Consider the following 16,811-nt stretch of genomic DNA (forward strand, 5'->3'; position numbering starts at 1 on the left):
TTCACCTCTGTTCTTCAGCAAGCCAAGTGCGGAGCAGATTCACGAATTCATCCGGCTTCTTCTTCGCCAGACTTTCCAGCTGCTTGCGGACCTGACTTTCATTCGTCACGCTATCCATATTAATTGAAGGGAACTCGGTAGGAACCTGCAGTGGAATATCTTCTTCCACCTCTTCCTCCTGCTTGTTCTTGCGGCTGCGGTAGATCAGATAACCCCCGCCTGCACCGACCAGCAGCGCCGCTGCGCCAATGGCCCAGATCATCCAGGTTGCCAGTCCGCCGGATGTGTTATCGGCAGCAGCACCTCCAAATTGTTGCGAGTATACCGAAACTTTTTTGGTCAGATCGGCGTCTGTATAAGTGATACCCGAATCTGCAAGCGATGCGCGGACAATATTGACCAGAATGTTCTTGATCGCCCCTGAAGTTGCATCATCCAAAGTTGTTTCGCCTGCAGGTGGTTCAACCGCAACATTTATGGTTAAATCTTTTACAGTATATGGACTTGCGATAATATCTTTGGTGATTCTCGTAACTTCAAAGTTCCTTGTCTCCGATGATTCCTCAGAAGAAGAAGCACCTGTGTCAGCCCCCGCAGGATAACCTGCAACATCTTCAGACCCTGTACCTGCGACTCCTCCGGATGTGTTCCCTTGGCCCGAGAACGTTTTGCTGATAATCTGCGAGCTGATCTCAATCCCCTTCATATTCTCAGCATCCACCGGTACAACGACATCTTCCTTTCTGTTCTCCTTATCGAAATTAAGCTTGGAGAACACCAGGACATCTACCTTATCGGGACCAGTGAGGGTACTCAGGAATTGCTTAACATCCTTCTTGACATCTTCTTCGAACTTCTTCTTGAGTGCGAAGTTCTCTTCAACCTGGTTGGAGATGCCCGCCTGGCCGCCCTTGGCTGTCGGTCTGAGCTCCACCTCGTTATTGGTGATCGTAATATTGTCGATCGGAAGATTCGGGACAGCGGTCTTCACGAGATTGAAATAGCCGTCAATATTCTCCTGGGAGGGTCTGAATCCCGGATCAAAGCTCATCACCACGGAAGCCTGCGCTTTCTCCTGATCCTCTTGTGCGGCGAAGACCGTCTCTTTCGGCAGGGTAATGAGCACCTTGGCATCTTTAATCCCCTGCATCCTTCTCATCAGCTGTTCAACTTCACCATTAAGCGCATTGTTGTATTTAACATTGAATTCACTGTCTGTAGTGCCGATCATCGACGAGGATTCATTGAACACCTTGTATCCGATCGAGCCTTGCTGAACGATTCCCTGAGAACCAACAGCTATCTTGATACGCGCAGCGTCCGTACTGGGAACTGAGATGCTTTTGCCATCCGGGCTCAAACGGTAAGACACACCCGATGTGTCCAAATAACTCATAACTCCCGCTGAATCGGTACTGTCCAGGTCCTGAAAAGCAACCTCGTATTCCACCTTCGATAACTGCATAGTCGTAACTACGATTATTATAATGATAATAAACAGAGTGGAGAAAAATAAAATCTTCTGTTTACCGCTGAATCTGTTCCAATACTGGGTTATCTTCTCCCGGTACTGGGCCAATCTTTCATTCACAGTGTCACCCCATCCGAAACGTAGCTAGGATTATTTAGATTTGAGTTCTCATAATTTCCTGATAGGCTTCAATTACTTTGTTCCGGACTTGTGTAGTCAACTGCAAACTCAGCAATGCCTGTTGGGACGAAATCATAGCCTCATCAATGTTGACCTCTCCCAGTACAAATTTGTTACTCATGTCTTTCGCCTGCTGTTCCTGATCTGCCACCTGGTTAAGCGCATTCTCCAGATATGAACCGAAGCTCTGTCCCGGATCTTGCACGGCTGAGGATTCAGCAGCAGCGGACTTCATAGCCAGCGGCTGAACAGCCTGGTTCCCGATTAATAAATTCTGTATCAATTCTTTTCCCCCTAGACAGTCAATTCATTTTACCGGCCGATTTCAAGCGCCTTGGTCACCATCGATTTCGATGCGTTCAGCATAGTAACATTCGCTTCGTAAGAACGCGAGGCTGACAGCATGTCCACCATTTCCTTGGTTACATCCACATTCGGCATATAGACATAACCGTCAGCGTCTGCATCAGGATGGCTCGGATTGTACACCGGCTTCAGCGGAGAAGAATCCTCGATAATCGATTTCACCTTGACGCCATCATTGCCGCCGCTCATCTTGGAGCCAAGTATATTTGCGAAGCTGTCAGCCTGGGTAGTCTCCAGAACTGTGAGCTTACGGCGGTAAGGTACGGCCTTGCCGTCCACCACGGAGGCTCTTGTGGTCTCGGCGTTGGCGATATTGGAGGAGATCACATCCATCCGCAGACGCTGGGCGGTTAAAGCCGAGGCGCTAATACCAAAGCTGCTGCCAAAGTTCATTATTTATTACCCTCCCTGTACAACTGTACGCATCATGGTAATCTGACTGTTCAGCTGTTCTACATAAGAGTTGTATCTCAGCTGGTTCTCGGCGCTCAGCGACTGTTCACGATCCATATCCACATTATTGCCGTTGTTATTCATAGATGTAGTCTCATCGGTACTGACCACAGCCGCCGGCATCCCGGTCACTGTTCCGAAGCGGAAATGACGGGAATCTGATACCTTTGCACCCAATGTGGGTTTAAGTCCGCTCTCCTGATCTCTCAGGAAGCTCTCAAAGCTGACATCTGAACGTTTAAAATTTGGTGTATCATTATTTGCTACATTATTAGCCAGAACACTTTGTCGTTTGGTGGCGGCATCTAGGCCTCCCTGTAATCTCTGAAAACTGACACTGTTCAGCAAACCCATAGTAATCCCCCTTCCAAAGCTATCATAATGAAAAGAATTCCACAACTTTGTTCAAATCCCTGCTTATTTTCGACAAATTAAGTCATTTTTTTCACAACATTTTCGCCTTAAAGTCGAACCATGTCGATGAATGATTTTTGTGTCAATCTCACATACATTGATTCTCTTAGAATTTGTATATTATTACAATAAGAAATAAGCCCTATCTTTTCAGAAAAGAGAGGGCTTAAAGCATGTTTTTACAATTATTTTCCTTTTATATTACATTTTATTCTTTTTTATAGAATATTTTAACTTTTTGTGCATGAATTTAGAATCAAATTTGTATAGCCATAATTCTAATTACCTATATTGATTATTTTATGGCTCTGTCACCTTACAAAATATATTGGCTTAAGTCGCGGTCTTGCGCGATTCCTGCCAGTTTTTCGCGAACATACTCCGGAGTAATGACCATTGTGTCGAGAGTTAGCTCAGGTGCCTCGAAGGACAGATCCTCCAGCAGCTTTTCCAGGATCGTATGAAGACGCCGTGCCCCGATGTTCTCCATATTCTGATTCACGGAGGCCGCGATCTTGGCAATTTCCTGAATGGCTTCCTTCTGGAACTGTATTTCGATGTTCTCCGTCTGCAGCAAATGGACATATTGTTTCGTAAGTGCGTTCTCGGGCTCGGTAAGAATAGATACAAAGTCCTCAAGCGTAAGACTGCTCAGCTCTACACGGATCGGGAAGCGCCCCTGAAGCTCAGGAATCAGATCCGAAGGCTTGGCAATATGAAAAGCTCCTGCGGCGATGAACAGCACGTAGTCTGTCTTCACAGGCCCGTATTTGGTCATGACCGTCGATCCCTCGACGATTGGCAGAATATCACGCTGCACGCCTTCGCGGGATACATCGGGGCCCGAGCCCTTGCCCTGGCTGGCCACCTTGTCAATCTCATCAATGAAAATAATCCCGGATTGTTCCGCGCGGGCGACTGATTCCTGAATCATATCGTCGGTGTCAATCAGCTTGGCCGCTTCATCCTGGATCAGCACCTTGCGGGCTTCACGGATCGGCAGCTTGCGCTTCTTCGTACGCTTCGGCAGCAGATTGCCGAACATCTCCTGCATATTCATGCCCATCTGGTCATTGCCTTGACCGGCGAACATATCCATCATTGAGGGAGTTGTGTCCTCCACATCAATCTCGATGACATCATCCTCCAGCTGGCCGGCAAGCAGCTTGAACTTGATCCCTCTGCGGCGTTCGCTCAGGCTTCCGTCCTCCGGCTCTTCCTTGGTCTCTTCCGCCCCGCCGTTGTTTCCGCCAAAAATCATCTCGAACGGGTTGCGCTGCGATTTGCCCTTCGAAGAGGATGGGACCAGAATCGCCACAATCCGGTCATTCGCCAGCTCCTCTGCGCGGTCCTTCACCTTTTCGGTGCGCTCCAGCTTCACCATACGGATCGATGTCTCCACCAGATCGCGGACCATGGACTCGACATCTCGTCCCACGTAGCCGACTTCCGTAAATTTGGTGGCCTCCACTTTGATGAACGGGGCGTTAACAAGCTTAGCCAGCCGCCGTGCAATCTCTGTTTTACCTACACCGGTAGGGCCGATCATCAGAATATTCTTGGGCACAACCTCGTCCCGCAGCTCCTCGGACAACAGACTGCGACGATACCGGTTGCGGAGGGCAACGGCCACTGATTTCTTGGCCTGCTTTTGACCTACGATATACTTGTCAAGCTCTGTTACGATCTGGCGTGGCGTAAGCGATTGATTCACCATTGTGACTTCCTCCCTTTATATATGGCACCTTGCCTATAACTGTTCGACAATGATATTAGAATTGGTATATACACAGATCTCGGAAGCAATCTGCAGCGCTTCTCTGGCAATATCACCGGCACCCAGCTGCGGGGCATGACGCTTCAGCGCCCGCCCGGAAGCCAGCGCAAAGTTCCCGCCGGAGCCGATGGCCAGCACATCATCATCCGGCTCAATGATTTCACCGTTGCCGGAGATCAGCAGCATGCCTTCCTTATCCATAACGATCATGAGCGCTTCCAGCTTGCGCAGAATGCGGTCCTGTCGCCAATCCTTGGCCAGCTCTACCGCTGCCCGCTGCAGATTGCCGTGATGCTCCTCAAGCTTCCCCTCGAACTTCTCGAACAGCGTAATCGCATCGGCCACAGAGCCTGCGAACCCGGCAATGACCTGGCCTCTGTACAAACGGCGGACCTTCTTGGCCGTCGTCTTCATAATGACACTCTCTCCGAATGTAACCTGGCCGTCACCGGCAATTGCCGCATGGCCGTTATGTCTTACCGCACAAATCGTAGTTGCATGAAAGCTGGGTAACATGATGGGCACCCTCCTCAGATTAGGTAATACAGAACTGAACCTATTGGGCCGGACGATCCGCTTCAGTCGGATCAGCCTCCGCCGTCTCCGGCTCTGTATAAGTCAATTCATGGGCTGCGGCGTAAGCTGCAAGGCTGTCAAGTGCCCGGTAGGCCAGACGTTCGTTCTTCTCTTTTTTGCTGCGGAACCGGGTCTCAAGCTTCGGCAGCAGGCCGAAGTTGGCATTCATCGGCTGGAAATGTTCAGGATCTGCAGAGGTGATATAGGCAGGCATGCTGCCCAGCACCGTATCCTCCGGGAAAATCAGGCTCTCTTCGCCAAGCGCAGCTCTAGCCGCATTCATACCGGCAATCATACCGGAAGCCGCAGATTCCACATACCCTTCCACTCCGGTCATCTGGCCGGCAAAATACAGTCTCTCCCGCCCCTTCATCTGGTAAGTGGGCTGCAGCAGCTTCGGGGAATTAATGAATGTATTGCGGTGCATAACCCCATAACGCACATATTCGGCCTGCTCCAGGCCCGGAATGAGTGAGAATACCCGTTTTTGCTCCCCCCACTTCAGATGAGTCTGGAAGCCAACCAGATTATACAGCGTACCGGCAGCATTGTCCTGGCGCAGTTGCACAACCGCGTAAGGCAGCTTGCCCGTGTGAGGATTAAGCAGTCCTACAGGCTTCATTGGGCCGAACAGCGCCGTCTGTTTGCCGCGTCTCATCATAATTTCAATCGGCATACAGCCTTCGAAGTAAATCTCTTTCTCAAAATCTTTGAGTGCAGCCGTCTCCGCCGAGATCAGCGCATCATAAAAAACATCGAATTCCTCTTCCGTCATCGGACAGTTTAGATAGGCGGCTTCGCCTTTATCATAGCGGGAGGCCAGATAGACCTTGTTCATATCGATGCTGTCTTTCTCTACAATCGGAGCCGCTGCATCATAGAAATAGAAATATTCCTCGCCAAGCAGTCCCTTAATCTCCGAAGACAGGGAGGGTGAAGTCAGCGGCCCGGTGGCAATTACAACAATCCCTTCCTCCGGTATATGCGTAAGTTCTTCGTTTATGACTTCAACCAGCGGGTGGTTATGCAGCATGGAGGTGATTTCGCCGGAGAAGCCGTCCCGGTCAACAGCCAGAGCGCCGCCTGCCGGAACAGCATGCCTGTCGGCTGCACCCAGCACCAGGGAGCCCAGACGCCGCATTTCTTCCTTAAGTACACCCACTGCATTCCCGAGGCCATTGGCCCGCAGCGAGTTGCTGCAGACAAGCTCTGCGAACTGATCCGTATGATGCGCCGGAGTCTTCACGACCGGCCGCATCTCGTACAATCTGACCGGAACTCCGCGCGAAGCGATCTGCCAGGCGGCTTCACTCCCCGCCAGACCTGCTCCGATGACGGTTACTTTTGTTGTTTCTGTCAATTTCCGTTCCTCCTGTGACCCTATTATTCTGCTAATTCATCGTTGTCGAGTACAGCCTCAGTATGATCACATGAGGTGCACTGCAGCTTGGTTCCCTGCTTGTTGCGCTTCTCTATCATCCAGGAGCCGCAAGCCGGACACGGCTTCACGGACGGTCTGTCCCACGAGACAAAGTCACAGCCCGGATACTGGTCGCAGCCGTAGAAGACACGCCCCTTCTTGCTGCGCCGCTCCACCACCTTGCCCTCATGGCATTTCGGACAGCTTACACCGATATCCTTAATAATCGGCTTCGTATTGCGGCATTCCGGGAATCCGGAGCAGGCCAGGAATTTGCCGAACCGGCCCAGCTTGTAGACCATCGGCTTGCCGCACTTCTCGCACAGCTCGTCGGAGACCTCATCTTCAATTTCGATTTCCTTCATTTCCTCTTCCGCGTAGACGAGCCTCTTCTCAAAGGATTCATAGAACTCGGCCAGCACCTTCACCCAATCCTCTGCGCCTTCCTCCACATGGTCAAGATCCCCTTCCATATGGGCGGTGAATTCCACATTGAGAATCTCGGGGAAGAACTCTTCCATTTGCTCGATGATCAGCTCTCCAAGCTCAGTGGGCATGAACTTCTTTTCTTCAATCGCCACATACCCGCGCTTCTGGATCGTCTCCAGCGTCGGAGCATACGTACTTGGACGGCCTATGCCCAGTTCCTCAAGCGTCTTGACGAGACGGGCTTCTGTGTATCTCGGCGGCGGCTGGGTGAAATGCTGCTTCGGCTCAATCTCGCGCTTCACCAGCTCATCGCCTGCCTTAAGCGGCGGCAGAAACTTCTCTTCGTCCGTTGTGCCGTCATCATTGCCTTCCACATAGACCTTCATGAAGCCGGGGAACGAGACCTTGGACCCTACCGCTCTGAATATCGCTGTACCAGCGGTAATGTCTACCGACAATGTATCCAGCAGGGCCGAAGACATCTGGCTGGACACAAAACGCTCCCATACCAGCTTATACAGCCTGAATTGGTCACGGCTCATGAATTCCTTGACCGAATCCGGCTCACGCAGCGCAGAGGTCGGGCGGATCGCTTCATGCGCATCCTGGGCGCCGGCAGCCTTCTTGGAATATTGGCGCGGCGTCTCGGGAATGAACTTCTCACCGTATTTGGCCTGGATCAGCTCCTTGGCCTCATCCTGGGCCGTAGTGGAGATACGGGTCGAATCCGTACGCATATAAGTGATTAAGCCGACAGTGCCTTCCTTGCCCAGCTCCACACCCTCATAGAGCTGCTGTGCGACAGACATCGTCTTGGACGCGCGGAAGCCCAGCTTACGGGCAGCCTCCTGCTGCAGTGAGCTTGTCGTGAACGGAGCGGATGGATGCCGCTGTCTCTCCTTCTCTTTCACTTCCTTGACCTGGAAGGCGGCATTCTTAATCGCTTCCAGCACTTCCTGTACATCGCTCGCCTGGCCCAGTTCCTTCTTCTCGCCGTTCAGCCGGTGGAACTTGGCCTCGAATTCAGAATCCCGAATCGCGAGGCGGGCAGTAATGCTCCAGTATTCTGTAGGAACGAATTCGGAAATTTCATTCTCCCGGTCCATGATAATTTTGACCGCTACCGATTGTACCCGTCCGGCGGAGAGGCCTTTTTTGACTTTCTTCCATAATAGAGGGCTAATCTTGTAACCGACAAGCCGGTCCAGAATCCGCCGCGCCTGCTGGGCGTTGACCAGATCCATATTAATCTTGCGCGGTGTCTTGAAGGCATCCTTCACCGCCTGCTTTGTAATTTCATTGAAGACTACACGGCATTCCTGTGTGTTGTCCAGATTCAGTGCATTTGCCAAATGCCAGGCAATGGCTTCCCCTTCGCGGTCCGGGTCAGCTGCGAGATAGACTTTTTTCACTTTTTTACTGGCATCCTTGAGTTCCTTCAGTATCGAACCCTTGCCGCGGATCGTTATATATTTGGGATTAAAGTCGTTCTCTACATCTACGCCGATCTGGCTTTTTGGCAAATCTATGATATGCCCCATTGATGCCTTAACAATATATTTGCTGCCCAGATATTTCCCAATCGTCTTCGCTTTTGATGGTGATTCTACAATAACCAACGCATCTGCCATAGGTTTTCCTCCCAAAAGTTTGCAAGCAGTCAACCTCCTGAATCCAGTCCTCAGACCAAGCCGAACCAGGAAGTCTATGCTTGCCACAGTTACTTCTATATTAAATTACCTTATAAATTGCACCCGGTAATTGTGTTACCGCTTTTTTTATGATTAAAGATAACAGAACTGAATGCAAATGTCCAAAATCCCACCTCGTTGACGCCAGCAGCTCATCGAGCGTAAATGGGCCTTGATGCAGTATATGGTAAAGGTGCAGCTCCTCACTTGTCAATTTCTTTTCCATCTGATCCGCTGGACTCTCCCGCTCCAGGGCTCCTGCTGAAGCTGCTGCAGCCCCCTTGGAAGGCAGGTAGGAGAGGTATTCTTCCACAATATCTGAGGCGCAGGTTACCAGCTTCGCCCCTTGCTTGATCAGCTCCAGGGCCCCCCTGCTCTTGGGAGAGGTCAACGGACCCGGCACTGCAAAGACATCCCGGCCTGCTTCCAGCGCAGCATCGGCGGTAATCAGAGACCCGCTGCGGCTGTCTGCCTCCACCACCAGTGTTCCCAGTGACAGGCCGGCGATAATCCGGTTGCGCTGCGGGAATAATCCCGGGTGGCTCGGAGTCCCGATAGGATATTCACTAAGAACCAGCCCTTCCCGCGAAATTTGCCGCTCCAGCTCACGGTTATCCGGAGGATAGACCTTATCCAGGCCGGTGGCCACCACCGCAATGGTCCCTCCGGTGCCGCCCAGTGCCGCTTCATGACAGACGCTGTCAATCCCTCTTGCCAGGCCGCTTACCACCGTCAGACCGGCTGCACTTAGCTGTCCCGCCAGCATCTCCCCCACCTTGCGTCCATAAGCAGTAGGCACCCGGGTCCCAACCATGGCTACAGAGGGGCGGGAAGCCAGCTCCAGACGGCCACGGTAGTACAATACCCAAGGCGGCTGAGGCGTTTCTTGCAGCTGAACAGGGTAGTGATCATCCAGAATGGTCACCATCGCTACACCGCTTTCTTCCATTAAAGAGCGGCGCCTCAGCACCCATGCTTCATTAAAGTCTGCAGCCAGCCGGGCAGATACAATACTGCTGATCCCGGCCCGCTCCAAAGTCTCCGCAGAACAGGAGAAGACAGCATTCGTCAAAAGACCCGCCCGGCGGATCTTGTCGATACTTTTCCAGCCGATCCCTTCCATCTCATGCAGACCGAACAGCAGCTCCCGAATTTCCATATGTATTCTCTCCCTGTGCGGAAGGACCAGCCTTCCTTATTGTCTTATACCAACTCAAAAAAGCAACCTTTCATCCGCGTGATCCGGGATAAAAGGTTGCTTACCTTCAATATTTATTATACCTGCCTCAGCAGGAAAAGCTGTGATGAATTGCAAGGTGCGTAAGGATACGCTCTAGTGAGTCGTGAAAGCATTCAGGATGCCGCGTTCCTCAAGTACACTGACGAGGGTAGAGCCCATTTCGGCAGGCGTTGGCGCTACCTTGATGCCGCAGGATTCCAGCACAGCGATCTTCTCGCTCGCCGTACCTTTGCCGCCCGAAATAATCGCCCCGGCGTGGCCCATCCGTTTGCCTGGAGGTGCAGTAACCCCGCCGATGAAGCCCACTACAGGCTTGGTCATATTCTCTTTGATCCACAGCGCAGCCTCTTCCTCTGCCGTCCCGCCGATCTCACCGATCATAATGACAGCCTTCGTGCCAGGATCTTCATTAAATAGCTTCAGGATATCGATGAACTCCGAGCCCTTCACCGGGTCGCCCCCGATGCCCACCGCAGAGGATTGGCCGATTCCGCGCTCTGTCAGCTGATGAACAGCTTCGTAGGTCAAGGTGCCGCTTCGTGAAACTACACCCACATAACCCGGCTTATGAATATAACCCGGCATAATGCCGATTTTACATTCTCCAGGAGTGATGACACCGGGACAGTTGGGACCGATCAATACCGTGGAGCGACCTTCCATGTATCTGGACACTTTAACCATATCCAGCACCGGAATGCCTTCCGTGATACAAATGACCAGTTCCATCTCCGCATCCACTGCTTCCATAATCGAATCTGCGGCAAAGGCAGGCGGTACATAAATGACGCTTGCAGTTGCACCTGTGGCTGCTTTGGCGGCAACAACCGTGTCGAAGACAGGCAGACTTTTCTCAGTGCCGTTGTCCAGGGTTATCTGAACCGTAGTCCCCCCCTTGCCAGGAGTTACCCCTCCAACCATCTGAGTACCGTAGTCCAGCGCGCCCTTCGTATGAAATAAACCTGTAGCGCCGGTAATTCCCTGCGTGATGACTTTCGTATTTTTATCTACAAGAATGCTCATGCCTTAGGTCACATCCTCACTTTTATTGTCGAATATTACACCAGAGCAACGATTTTGCGGGCACCGTCCGCCATCGAGTCAGCAGCAACGATATTCAGTCCGGAACCGGCGAGGATCTCCTTGCCCAGGGCCACATTCGTGCCCTCAAGACGTACGACCAGCGGCTTGGTTAAGCCAAGCTGTCTTGCCGCTTCGACTACACCGGTAGCGATGACATCACAACGCATAATTCCGCCGAAAATATTAACAAAGATACCGTTCACCTTGTCATCCGACAGGATGATTTTGAACGCTTCCGTTACCTTCTCAGTCGTCGCACCGCCCCCTACATCGAGGAAGTTGGCCGGTTCGCCGCCGTAGTATTTGATGATATCCATCGTCGCCATCGCCAGGCCCGCACCGTTCACCATACAGCCGATGTTGCCGTCAAGTGCGATGTAGCTGAGGTCGAATTTGGAAGCTTCGATTTCTTTGGCATCCTCTTCGTCCAGATCACGCAGCTCCAGAATATCCTTGTGGCGGAACAGGCTGTTGGAATCGAAATTAAGCTTGGCATCCAGCGCCATCACATTACCGTCTGCGGTCACGACCAGCGGGTTGATCTCCGCAATTGAGCAATCTTTATCCACAAAAGCCAGATATAGCGCTTGCATGAACTTGACAGCTTTATTCACCAGTTCTGGAGGAATGGCAATGCTGTAAGCCAATTTGCGCGCCTGGAAGGTCTGAAGCCCCACCGCCGGATCAACGATTTCCTTGAAAATCTTCTCGGGATGTGTAGCCGCCACCTCTTCAATCTCTGTGCCGCCTTCCTCGGATGCCATCATGACGACCCGTCCGGAAGCGCGGTCTACCACCAGACCGATATAATATTCTTTGACAATCTGACAGCCCTCTTCAATCAGCAGCCGCTTCACTACCTTGCCTTCGGGTCCCGTCTGATGGGTAACCAGTGTCTTGCCGAGGATCTCGGACGCAAAGCTGCGGACCTCATCACTGTTCTTCGCCACCTTGACGCCCCCGGCTTTGCCGCGTCCGCCTGCATGAATCTGTGCTTTGACTACAACCACCGGTGTACCCAGCGCTGCGGCAGCTTCCACTGCTTCGTCCACTGTATAAGCAACTTTTCCATTCGGTACGGCTACGCCATACTTCTTAAGTACTTCTTTTCCCTGGTACTCGTGGATATTCATTCCGGAAGCCTCCTAAAGTGTTGCGGTGACCTGTGCAGGCAGCCTGCGGTCATTCCGCATTCCGTTTTGATTGTCCAAAGCCGGGTCCAGACCGGTGTTAACCGGCAATATCCCGGTACAAGCAGAGCGCCGGCGCCTGAAGCATACGCTGCAAACGGTACAGTTCTCTGCCAGTAGCATATAGTTCCTATCACAAAGTGATATCTATAATTACCTATATGCCAGAATGTGAAACCCAGAATATTGTAACATGTTTTAAAAACGCTTTCCTTAAAAACTTTCACTATTTATACATACATTTTCGCTCGGTTTCATGCCGGAATGCGAACGATTGCATTGACATTCATGCCAAAACGGCTTTGCCGCCCTGATTCAGGACGGCGAAACCTATACATTTCTATATTTGTAATGGAGCAAGACTACGATTTCGAATTGCTAACATTAGCTTCATGCACCCGGTTCAGGAGATCCTTGAACTGTCCCAGTAAATCTATGAACTCTACCGGGGAGAGCATGGTGCCCTCTGCCATTTTTCCGGGAATGCCCATAGCTTCCTGCCGCAGGTCCACGCCTTGGGGTGTTAATGAGATCAGCACCTTCCGCTCATCCTGCAAGGAACGTTCACGCACAATCAGTCCGGCAGCCTGCAGCCGCTTCAGCAGCGGGGTCAGCGTACCTGAATCGAGGAACAGGGCTTCCCCCAGCTCCTTGACCGTACATTGCTGTCTCTCCCATAGGACCAGCATGACCAGATACTGCGAATATGTTAATCCGATCTTATCCAGATGAGGCTGGTATAGCTTCGTAAATTCACGCGAACAGGCATAAATCGTAAAACAGAGCTGGTTCTCCAGCATAAGCTCAGGGGTTGTAGTTGATTCTTTTTGCATTTCTTCTTCACCTGCCTTTGTGACATTAGTTTATCACAATTCATCCATAATATCATGTTAATAGTGGAAAATAGATTGACTTTTATTTTAATTGTGTTAAATTAAGTTGTGTAAAATATATTATGAAAACGAACGGGAGCGATTTATTATGATGACTATTCAACAGAAAATGTACGAAACAACCGTGAAAGCGGTAGGCGGCAGACAGGGCACTATCGAATCCGACAGCCCTAAGCTGAACCTGGCCATCAGCACACCACGTGAGATGGGCGGTGCCGGCGGTGAAGGCACGAATCCTGAGCAGCTGTTCGCAGCCGGATATTCCGCTTGCTTCGACAGCGCGCTGAATATGGTTGCCCGTATGGGTAAGGTAAAGATCGAAGGCAGTGAAGTAACCGCTACTGTCAGCTTCGGCAAAGTGGAGGACGGCGGCTTCGGCATTGCTGTGAAGATGGATGTTCTGGTCAAGGGCGTAGACCGCGAGACCGCTGAACGGCTGGTACAAGAAGCTCATGGCGCATGCCCTTATTCCCGCGCTACCCGGGGCAATATTGAAGTAGAACTGAACGTGCTGTAAGAGTCACTTCATACAGTTGCAGAAACGGATATACCCGCTTATCAAAAGCCGGTAACGTTTCAGCCTGCAATTCCCCTATCCGGCGGCCCCGGATGGGGATTTTGGCGTTCCTTGCCCGCTCAGCATTCCTCCTCCGCAATCACCTGGCGGTCCAGATTGCGGTATTGAACCGCTTCGGCCAGATGGGCTGCGCCAATCTCCTCCGTTCCTTCCAGATCGGCAATGGTGCGGGCCAGCTTAATAATCCGGTCATGTGCCCGCATGCTGAGCCCGAGACTCTCCAGAATATTGTTCAGCAGCATGTCCTCTTCCGGCCGCAACGCAGCATACCGGCGAAGTGCAGCCCCCGACAGCTCGCTGTTCCAGGAGATCGGCAGACGGCCATACCGCTCCGCCTGAACCGCCTGAGCCCGCAGAACCTCAGCGCGCATCTGTGCCGTCGAGACTGGAGGCACATTCCTGTCCCCTTCCCGGGGACGCGGAACATCGACCTGCATATCCATCCTGTCCAGCAGAGGACCGGAGATTTTGGCCCGGTACTGGGCGATTTTGGCCGGACTGCAGCTGCACCGCTGGTGTGTACTGCCATTGCCGAGAAATCCGCACATGCACGGATTCATAGAGCAGGCGAGCAGAAACCGGGCAGGGAAAGTGAAGGACGCCCGTGCCCGGCTGATCGTCACAATTCCGTCCTCCAGCGGCTGGCGGAGCACTTCAAGCACGGTACGGGAGAACTCAGGCAGCTCGTCCAGAAAGAGAATGCCGCGGTGCGCGAGACTCACCTCCCCGGGCTTCGGGATTCCGCCCCCGCCGATCAATCCGGCTGCCGAGATGGTATGATGCGGTGAACGAAACGGGCGCTCGCGCAGCAAGCCGCTTTCGAAGTCCCTGAGCTTCCCGGCAGCGCTGAATATCTTCGTCACCTCAAGCGACTCATGATCGTCAAGCTCGGGAAGGATGCCGGGTAACCGCTTAATCAGCATGGTTTTCCCCGTGCCTGGAGGGCCGATCAGAATAATATTATGCATCCCCGCAGCCGCAATCGTAAGCGCCCGCTTCACATGATTCTGCCCGATGACATCGCTGTAATCTTCATTCATGAACTCTTCTGCTCCGTGAGTAGAAGGAGTATTCTCCGCCAGCTCCGGCTGGTATCTCAAATGCTCCAGGGACAGTGCCTGAACAGGCGGACGCTTTCTGGAGGACGCTTCAGCACTCACAGATACGGATACCGGAAACGGCAAGCCAGGCTGCGGCAAGTCAAGCCCGCCATCTTCGGAGCCTTCAACCGGATGCGGCGGCGGCTGCTGACCCGGCTGAGGCAGTTGCCGCAAATGCCCGGCTGTGTACACCTTCATTCCCGTGATCAATGCGGCTTCCGCGGCATTGCCGGGCGGAACCAGAACAGCATGAATCCCGGCCTGCCGCGCAGCCTGGACCATGGACAGTACCCCGTTCACCGGCCGTAGGCTTCCGTCCAGCGCAAGCTCGCCGATCAGCAGCATCTGCCCGGCCTCCGGCATAACAAGCTGGCCGCTGGTCGTCAGAATACCCAGGGCGATCGCGAGATCAAAGGCCGAGCCCTCCTTGCGCAGATCCGCCGGAGCCAGATTAATGGTGACACGCTGCTGCGGATAGCTGTATCCGCAATTCTTGACAGCAGCCCGTACCCGTTCGACCGCTTCCCGGACCGCCGAATCCGGCAATCCGATAATATGGGTCTGCGGCAGGCCGTTCGCCAGATCCACCTCTACTCCAATCATTACACCTTCAATGCCATATAAGCATGCGCTATGCATTTTTCCATACACCAAAAAAGCACCCCTTCTCCAGAAATACACCCGTAGCGGGCGTTCGTTTCCAGGAAAAAAGGTGCTTCCTCTTTTTCCGTAAGCTCTATTGCACTCAGTATACACAAAACCCTATACAACAGGCAAGGTATATTGCGTACTTAGCACTGCACAAAATGAATCTTTATTTCGTCTTGCATAATTGCGCATCTATGACCAAAGGATCATCTTGTTCAGCCTTCTTCACTGGCTACAACGGCATCCCTTATTTGCTCAAAGGACAGCGGAGTGTAATTCCAGTGTTCGACGCAAATATTAAAATGATGATTGCCTTCATATTTCTGTCCATGAATATGTCCATGCACATTTACGTAAGGCATATGCTTGTTCATATACATAGGCTCATGCGAGAGCAGAAAAAACTCCTTGTATATCATCGGATACTCACTGACCTCATCAAACCCGGCTTCGAGCCACCAGCCCCGTCCGCGTCCACGGTCATGATTGCCAAGAATCAGTATCTTGTACCCGTTCAGGGCAGCCACAATTTTCCGGGTATCCTCCTGATTCCTGAAGGAAAAGTCCCCAAGATGAAATACCGTATCCTCCTTGCCAACCACAGCATTCCAGTTCGCTATCATCACCTTGTCCATCTCTTCTGCACCGCCAAAAGGCCGCGATTCAAAATCAATAATCAGCTTGTGGCCAAAATGATGATCTGAGGTGAAAAATACGTTGGACACGTTCGCTCCCCGCTTTCGCTAATGTGCTTCATTGCTCATTCATTCCACTTCCGCTTGGCTCCGCGCCGGTTGACATCCATTTGTATTAATTCTGCCACCGGCGGCGATTCCTCATGCTCGATCAGCCATTTGCGCATTTCCTTAATGGCCTCCACTTGTCCATTGCCCTTGTCCCGCCAAGTCAGCAGCTCGATCACATTGATGACCAGTGACAAGAGGCTGCTGTTGCTGTCTTGGGTTTTCTCAGCACGCATCTTGTGGAATAACGCTTCATTCTCCCAGTCAATCAATATCTCTTCCGCTATTGCAGGCCGCATAACGGTAAATGTCTTATTACAATTACTGCAGCATACAACTGATAAGGGCTCTGCGCCAAGTTCCGCGATTATATTATGCTCACAATTTTGGCAAGTAAAGCTTACCTGTATATTCATTGGTTGATTCCTCATTCCGGCAGCCCTCCTCATGGTGGCATTAAAAGTTACACTAATGTTTACCCACTTCTTTTGAGAAATGACCCATGAAGTCCGGCATATGTCAAGGATTATTATAAAATTCCACCCGATTTCTACGGGCCG

General features: G+C 51.9%; 16 protein-coding genes. 1 reads left to right on the forward strand and 15 read right to left on the reverse strand.

Features of this window, described 5'->3' with window-relative positions:
- Nucleotide 1 precedes the first annotated feature (1 nt).
- The 12 genes from fliF to MHH28_RS09260 form a co-directional block, all read right to left on the reverse strand.
- A complete protein-coding gene (gene fliF / locus MHH28_RS09205) occupies nucleotides 2-1,591 on the reverse strand; it encodes a flagellar basal-body MS-ring/collar protein FliF (protein ID WP_405114150.1) in 1,590 nt (529 codons plus the stop codon).
- 34 nt (nucleotides 1,592-1,625) lie between these two features.
- A complete protein-coding gene (gene fliE / locus MHH28_RS09210; RefSeq protein ID WP_405114152.1) occupies nucleotides 1,626-1,934 on the reverse strand; it encodes a flagellar hook-basal body complex protein FliE in 309 nt (102 codons plus the stop codon).
- Nucleotides 1,935-1,963: 29 nt separating this feature from the next.
- Nucleotides 1,964-2,410 carry a flagellar basal body rod protein FlgC gene (flgC, locus tag MHH28_RS09215; RefSeq protein ID WP_036692480.1) on the reverse strand — a complete coding sequence of 149 codons (447 nt, stop codon included), beginning with the start codon at nucleotides 2,408-2,410 and terminating at the stop codon, nucleotides 1,964-1,966.
- A gap of 6 nt (nucleotides 2,411-2,416) precedes the next feature.
- Nucleotides 2,417-2,824, reverse strand: a complete 408-nt coding sequence (flgB, locus tag MHH28_RS09220; RefSeq protein WP_405114154.1) for a flagellar basal body rod protein FlgB — start codon at nucleotides 2,822-2,824, stop codon at nucleotides 2,417-2,419.
- Nucleotides 2,825-3,200: 376 nt separating this feature from the next.
- On the reverse strand, nucleotides 3,201-4,601 hold the full coding sequence (gene hslU, locus MHH28_RS09225; RefSeq protein ID WP_405114156.1) for an ATP-dependent protease ATPase subunit HslU: 1,401 nt from the start codon (nucleotides 4,599-4,601) through the stop codon (nucleotides 3,201-3,203).
- A 33-nt stretch (nucleotides 4,602-4,634) separates the two neighbouring features.
- Entirely contained in the window at nucleotides 4,635-5,177 is a 543-nt protein-coding gene (gene hslV / locus MHH28_RS09230; RefSeq protein WP_405114158.1) for an ATP-dependent protease subunit HslV, read from the reverse strand.
- Between the two features lie 40 nt (nucleotides 5,178-5,217).
- Entirely contained in the window at nucleotides 5,218-6,597 is a 1,380-nt protein-coding gene (gene trmFO, locus MHH28_RS09235) for an FADH(2)-oxidizing methylenetetrahydrofolate--tRNA-(uracil(54)-C(5))-methyltransferase TrmFO (RefSeq protein WP_405114160.1), read from the reverse strand.
- 23 nt (nucleotides 6,598-6,620) lie between these two features.
- Nucleotides 6,621-8,717, reverse strand: coding sequence for a type I DNA topoisomerase (gene topA / locus MHH28_RS09240; RefSeq protein WP_405114162.1), 2,097 nt, complete (start codon nucleotides 8,715-8,717; stop codon nucleotides 6,621-6,623).
- 100 nt (nucleotides 8,718-8,817) lie between these two features.
- Complete coding sequence (gene dprA, locus MHH28_RS09245; protein WP_405114164.1) at nucleotides 8,818-9,936, reverse strand: DNA-processing protein DprA; 1,119 nt, start codon at nucleotides 9,934-9,936, stop codon at nucleotides 8,818-8,820.
- A gap of 174 nt (nucleotides 9,937-10,110) precedes the next feature.
- Complete coding sequence (sucD, locus tag MHH28_RS09250) at nucleotides 10,111-11,040, reverse strand: succinate--CoA ligase subunit alpha (protein WP_341185361.1); 930 nt, start codon at nucleotides 11,038-11,040, stop codon at nucleotides 10,111-10,113.
- A 35-nt stretch (nucleotides 11,041-11,075) separates the two neighbouring features.
- On the reverse strand, nucleotides 11,076-12,233 hold the full coding sequence (gene sucC, locus MHH28_RS09255) for an ADP-forming succinate--CoA ligase subunit beta (protein ID WP_340940063.1): 1,158 nt from the start codon (nucleotides 12,231-12,233) through the stop codon (nucleotides 11,076-11,078).
- Between the two features lie 419 nt (nucleotides 12,234-12,652).
- The gene (locus MHH28_RS09260) at nucleotides 12,653-13,123 is read right to left on the reverse strand and encodes a MarR family winged helix-turn-helix transcriptional regulator (protein WP_405114166.1); all 471 of its coding nucleotides are present in this window, start codon (nucleotides 13,121-13,123) and stop codon (nucleotides 12,653-12,655) included.
- Between the two features lie 148 nt (nucleotides 13,124-13,271).
- On the opposite strand from MHH28_RS09260, the gene MHH28_RS09265 reads away from it, so the two are divergent.
- Nucleotides 13,272-13,700 (forward strand): organic hydroperoxide resistance protein, encoded by a 429-nt coding sequence (locus tag MHH28_RS09265; protein WP_405114168.1) that lies wholly within the window; start codon nucleotides 13,272-13,274, stop codon nucleotides 13,698-13,700.
- A gap of 119 nt (nucleotides 13,701-13,819) precedes the next feature.
- Here MHH28_RS09265 and MHH28_RS09270 read toward each other — a convergent pair whose 3' ends face one another.
- The 3 genes from MHH28_RS09270 to MHH28_RS09280 form a co-directional block, all read right to left on the reverse strand.
- Complete coding sequence (locus MHH28_RS09270; protein ID WP_405114170.1) at nucleotides 13,820-15,511, reverse strand: YifB family Mg chelatase-like AAA ATPase; 1,692 nt, start codon at nucleotides 15,509-15,511, stop codon at nucleotides 13,820-13,822.
- Between the two features lie 212 nt (nucleotides 15,512-15,723).
- Nucleotides 15,724-16,233, reverse strand: a complete 510-nt coding sequence (locus tag MHH28_RS09275; protein ID WP_405114172.1) for a phosphoesterase — start codon at nucleotides 16,231-16,233, stop codon at nucleotides 15,724-15,726.
- A 35-nt stretch (nucleotides 16,234-16,268) separates the two neighbouring features.
- A complete protein-coding gene (locus MHH28_RS09280; protein WP_405114174.1) occupies nucleotides 16,269-16,487 on the reverse strand; it encodes a hypothetical protein in 219 nt (72 codons plus the stop codon).
- Nucleotides 16,488-16,811: the final 324 nt, after the last annotated feature.

It is taken from the genome of Paenibacillus sp. FSL K6-1217 (genome assembly GCF_045040735.1).
Lineage (GTDB): Bacteria > Bacillota > Bacilli > Paenibacillales > Paenibacillaceae > Paenibacillus_AQ.

Coding starts and splice junctions, on each gene's coding strand:
- flgB (WP_405114154.1), bottom strand. CDS start 2,824: ATGGGTTTGCTGAACAGTGTCAGTTTTCAGAGATTACAGGGAGGCCTA.
- MHH28_RS09265 (WP_405114168.1), top strand. CDS start 13,272: ATGATGACTATTCAACAGAAAATGTACGAAACAACCGTGAAAGCGGTA.
- sucD (WP_341185361.1), bottom strand. CDS start 11,040: ATGAGCATTCTTGTAGATAAAAATACGAAAGTCATCACGCAGGGAATT.
- topA (WP_405114162.1), bottom strand. CDS start 8,717: ATGGCAGATGCGTTGGTTATTGTAGAATCACCATCAAAAGCGAAGACG.
- MHH28_RS09280 (WP_405114174.1), bottom strand. CDS start 16,487: ATGCGTGCTGAGAAAACCCAAGACAGCAACAGCAGCCTCTTGTCACTG.
- flgC (WP_036692480.1), bottom strand. CDS start 2,410: ATGAACTTTGGCAGCAGCTTTGGTATTAGCGCCTCGGCTTTAACCGCC.
- hslU (WP_405114156.1), bottom strand. CDS start 4,601: ATGGTGAATCAATCGCTTACGCCACGCCAGATCGTAACAGAGCTTGAC.
- sucC (WP_340940063.1), bottom strand. CDS start 12,233: ATGAATATCCACGAGTACCAGGGAAAAGAAGTACTTAAGAAGTATGGC.
- dprA (WP_405114164.1), bottom strand. CDS start 9,936: ATGGAAATTCGGGAGCTGCTGTTCGGTCTGCATGAGATGGAAGGGATC.
- MHH28_RS09260 (WP_405114166.1), bottom strand. CDS start 13,123: ATGCAAAAAGAATCAACTACAACCCCTGAGCTTATGCTGGAGAACCAG.
- hslV (WP_405114158.1), bottom strand. CDS start 5,177: ATGTTACCCAGCTTTCATGCAACTACGATTTGTGCGGTAAGACATAAC.